General features: G+C 62.6%; 3 protein-coding genes. 1 reads left to right on the forward strand and 2 read right to left on the reverse strand.

Annotated elements, in window-relative coordinates:
- Positions 1-111: 111 nt before the first annotated feature.
- Together AX735_RS03790 and AX735_RS03795 are read right to left on the reverse strand one after the other, a co-directional pair.
- Entirely contained in the window at positions 112-897 is a 786-nt protein-coding gene (locus AX735_RS03790; protein ID WP_066114998.1) for an SDR family NAD(P)-dependent oxidoreductase, read from the reverse strand.
- Positions 894-1,445, reverse strand: a complete 552-nt coding sequence (locus tag AX735_RS03795; RefSeq protein ID WP_004213210.1) for a recombinase family protein — start codon at positions 1,443-1,445, stop codon at positions 894-896. Before AX735_RS03795 ends, AX735_RS03790 begins: the two co-directional genes overlap by 4 nt.
- Before the next feature lie 139 nt (positions 1,446-1,584).
- On the opposite strand from AX735_RS03795, the gene AX735_RS03800 reads away from it, so the two are divergent.
- The gene (locus AX735_RS03800; protein WP_031286087.1) at positions 1,585-4,542 is read left to right on the forward strand and encodes a Tn3 family transposase; all 2,958 of its coding nucleotides are present in this window, start codon (positions 1,585-1,587) and stop codon (positions 4,540-4,542) included.
- The last annotated feature ends 57 nt before the right edge of the window (positions 4,543-4,599 follow it).

The following is a 4,599-nucleotide window of genomic DNA, read 5'->3' on the forward strand; positions in this document are numbered from 1 at the left end:
AGGGGTGACTACACGAAAGTGACGTATCTGCACGCTAAGGGCGAACAAATCCGGTACGATGCCAGCAGATGCTATTCGCAGGCTTTCCTGCCCCTTTTATGTGGTGCCGCCCTACGGGCGCCGATATGGGAGGGCGGCAATCCGATTGACCAACGATCGAGGTAGAACCCTGCTCGCCAAATATGTGAGCTGGTTGCCCATCCCCGGTATGGCGAAGGATTGCCGATAAACCAGAGCGTGGACTGCATGGGCCGCGCACCGGTCAACGTCCATCGAACCCAACCTCCCCCACTTCAAATCGCTGAGGGCAGCCATGTCTGTGTCGATTCCACCGGGTGCAAAAGACCCAACACTCACTCCCGTCCCGGCAAGCTCCACGGAAAGCGCTCGCATGAGGGTGCTCACATAGGCTTTCGACGCGCCGTAGACCGCTTGGAAGGGCACGGATGTTTCGCCCGCCAGGCTCGACACGGCGATTACTGAGGATTCAAACGGCTGCTCCCTGAAAATCGCAATCAGGCGAGCCAGCAAATCCGTGAAACCGAGTATGTTTGTTTCAATTACCTCGGCATAAGTGTCGGCACGGCCTGCATCAAATGAACCAACGCTCGTCATTCCGGCAACCAACAAAGCGGCTGTTACTTGCAATTCTGCAACCTTAGCCGCGATTTTCTCCCTGCCCTCGATTTCACGTTGATCAGCCACTATAATCTCGCACGGCACATTGAACCGCTCGTCAATTTCGGTCTGTAGCTCCCGCAAGTTGTCGAGCCTTCGTCCAACAATCAGGGGCTTGGCCTGGTACGATGCCGCCAAGCGGAGGGCGGACGCTCTGCCCAAACCGGTCGAAGCCCCTGTGACCAGCACCCACGAGTTCTTGATCGCCAGCGGTTTCACGCGTTTTCCAGAGCCTTGTATAGGGCGGTTTTGCCGATCTTGAGCCGGGCCGCCGCCTCACGAACAGTGAGGCCCGCTGCGATATGCGCCCGCGCTTTACGTAGTTTGTCGGGGGTAACGACAGGCCGGCGACCACCCTTGTTGCCCCGCTCGCGTGCGGCCTTGAGGCCGGCATGAGTGCGTTCACGGATCAGGTCACGCTCGAATTGGGCCAGCGAGCCGAAGATGTTGAACACCAGCATGCCGCCCGAAGTGGTGGTGTCGATATTCTCGGTGAGTGAGCGGAACCCGATGCCGCGCGCCGCAAGCTCGCCGACCTTCTCGATCAGGTGGCTCATCGAGCGGCCGAGGCGGTCGAGTTTCCAGACCACCAGCGTGTCGCCGGGGCGCAAATAGGCGAGCGCTTCGGTTAGGCCAGGCCGATCGGCTTTTGCCCCGGATGCGTGATCGTCGAATATACGGTCGCACCCGGCAGTGTTCAGCGCGTCAAGCTGGAGCGACAGCTTCTGGTCTGCGGTCGAGACGCGCGCATAGCCGATCAGCGCCACATGATGCCCGATCCTGTCCGTTTTCCCGTCATTATGCGATCTTGTCCGAATCGCCGTTACAGGTCCAGAGTTAACGGACATATTCCTGTTGGCCGCCAGAGGACCGTCTGACGGACACGCAAAGCGAAGGAGATGATGCTTGGCGAGACGGCGACTGGTGAGCCTGGAAATCTGGGCGAGGCATTATGGCGCGCCGCTCGATGAGCGCGAGATCGCGCGTCATTATACGCTGACCAGCGACGACCTGGAAATTGTCGGCCGCCGTCGCGGCGATGCCACCCGGCTCGGCTATGCGATGCTCATGCTATATATGAGATGGCCTGGCCGTGCGCTGGAAGCGGGCGAAGTCCCGCCCGCTCCTGTGCTCGCCTATGTGGCGCAGCAACTCGGCGTCGCGCCGGCAGCCTTCGCGGATTATGCCCATCGGGACCAGACCCGTCGCGAGCATCTCGTCGAAATCCGACGATCGCACGGGTTCAGGATTTTTGACCGCAACGCTTTCCGTGAAGTTGTCGCCTTCTCGGTCCCAATCGCGCAGACCATCATACACCCCGGCCAGATGGCAGACGTCATCGTCGATGAACTCCGGCGCCTGCAGATCCTCCTGCCTTCTCCGTCGATTCTCGAAGCGGTGCTGCGGCGGGCGCGCCAGCAAGCCGAACAGCTTACCTATGAAGTGCTCACGAATGGCCTGCTGCCTGACACCCTTCAGGGCCTGGACGATTTGCTGGCCCGACGACCGGGGCAGGTCGCGACATGGCTATCCTGGATGCGCAATGCGCCACAATCGCCGGCAGCGCGCAACATCCTGCGCCTGATCGAACGGCTCGCCTATATCCGCGCGCTGGGCCTCGATCGCGCCCGTGCCGACATGATCCCGGCTTTGACTTTTGACAGGCTGGCGGACGAAGGCAGCCGCATCACACCCCAGCACCTTGGCGAACTCAATGCCCTGCGCCGCCATGCGACGCTGGCGGCAACCGGCATCCGGCTTGAGGAAAGCCTGACCGACGCCACCCTGACGATGTTCGACAAGCTGTTGGGCAGCATGGCGCGCCGCGCCGAGAACCGGACCCGCGACAAAGCCCTCAAGACGGTGCGCGAGTTGCAAGGCCACCTCCGGACGCTCACGGGGTCTTGCCGCCTCCTCATCGACGCGCGCAGCAAGGGCGTGGATTCTCTGGCGCAGATCGAGGCGCTGGACTGGCAGCACTTCGCCGTGGCCGTCGAGCAGGCCGAAGTGCTCGGGCGACCGGAAACCGTCGATCGCACCGCCGAATTGATCGAGCGGCATCGGACGGTGAAGCTCTTTGTCGGCGCTTTTCTCAACGCCTTCGAGTTTCGCGGCGCCGGCGCGGTTCAGGGGCTCCTGTCAGCGCTGGCCATCATCGCGGAGCTATATCGGACCGGCAAACGGCGCTTGCCTGATCGCGTGCCGCTACGCTTTGTGCCGCCCGCATGGCGCCCGTTCGTCCTGCGGGATGGCATCGTTGATCGTGCCGCTTATGAACTATGCGCCTTGTCGCAACTACGCGAGCGGTTGCGAGCCGGGGATATATGGGTCGCGGGAAGCCGGCAGTTTCGCGATTTCGACAGCTATCTCATACCGCCGGCGACCTTTGCGGCGCTGCGCGAGAAGGGGCCGTTGCCGCTCGCCATCGAAACGGATTTCGAGCGCCATATCGAGGAACGGCGCACCAGGCTCGACACGGCGATCGAGCAGGTAACGGTCCTTGCACGGCAAGGGGAGCTGCCCCAGGTTAAGCTTGACGAAAACGGTCTCATCATCTCGCCGCTGAAGGCGGCAACACCGCCCGCCACCGAGATTGCCCGTCGCGCCGCCTATGATCGACTGCCGCGCGTGAAGATCACCGATCTTCTGCTGGAGGTCGATGCCTGGACCGGGTTCAGCGAATGCTTCATCCATCGTCGTTCGGGCCGGGAAGCCGACGATCGCAATGCGCTGCTCACGGTCATCCTCGCCGATGGCATCAATCTCGGCCTCACACGCATGGCGGAAACCTGCCGGGGCGCAAGTCTGCGTCAGCTCGCCCATCTTCACGACTGGCACATCAGCGAAGCCGCCTATGGCGAAGCGTTGGGAAGGCTGATCGACGCCCATCGCGCCATGCCGCTCGCCGCGCTGTGGGGAGACGGCACCACTTCGTCGAGCGACGGACAGCAATTTCATGCCGGGGGCCGTGGGGCCGCGATCGGCGACATCAACGCGCGCAGCGGCAACGAACCAGGCGTTGCCTTCTACACCCATGTCTCGGATCGATATGACCCCTTCGCAAGTCGGGTGATCGCGGCGACCGCTGGCGAAGCGCCCTATGTGCTGGATGGCTTGCTGTATCACCAGACCGGCCTGACGATCGAGGAGCACTACACCGATACGGGCGGGGCATCGGACCATGTGTTCGGCCTCATGCCCTTCTTCGGCTACCGCTTCGCGCCGCGCCTGCGCGACATCAAGGAGCGTCGTTTACACCTCCTTCCCGGCCAAGAATCCGGCCCCTTGCTTGCCGGCATGACGGCCGAACCGATCGCATTGGGTCATGTCGCGGCGCATTGGGACGAACTGCTGCGGTTCGCCACGTCGATCCGCACCGGCACCGTCACTGCTTCGGCAATGCTGCGCCGCTTGTCCGCCTATCCGCGACAGAACGGACTGGCCCTCGCACTACGCGAGCTGGGCCGCCTCGAACGCTCCATTTTCATGCTCGACTGGCTGCGCGACATCGACCTGCGCCGGCGCACCCAGGCGGGCCTCAACAAAGGCGAAGCCCGCAACGCGCTCGCCCGCGCGCTCTTCTTCAACCAGCTCGGCGAACTGCGCGATCGTCGGTTCGAGAACCAGACCTATCGCGCCTCCGGCCTCAACCTGCTCGTCGCCGCCATCATCTTGTGGAACACTCGCTATCTCGAAATGGCGCTGGCGGACATCGGCACAGCCGACGAAATCGCACGCCACATCGCGCCATTGGGCTGGGAGCATATCTCGCTGACCGGTGACTATAGCTGGAATGTTGAAGATCAACCCGATCCGGACGCCTTGCGACCGCTGCGCGCCGTCAACTCCCTACTTGCCGCGTGACGTTCGCTATCCGTTCGCCCTTTCCGTGCAGATACGTCACTTTCGTGTAGTCACCCC

Source organism: Blastomonas sp. CCH1-A6 (genome assembly GCF_001556365.1).
GTDB classification, from domain to species: Bacteria; Pseudomonadota; Alphaproteobacteria; order Sphingomonadales; family Sphingomonadaceae; genus Blastomonas; species Blastomonas ursincola.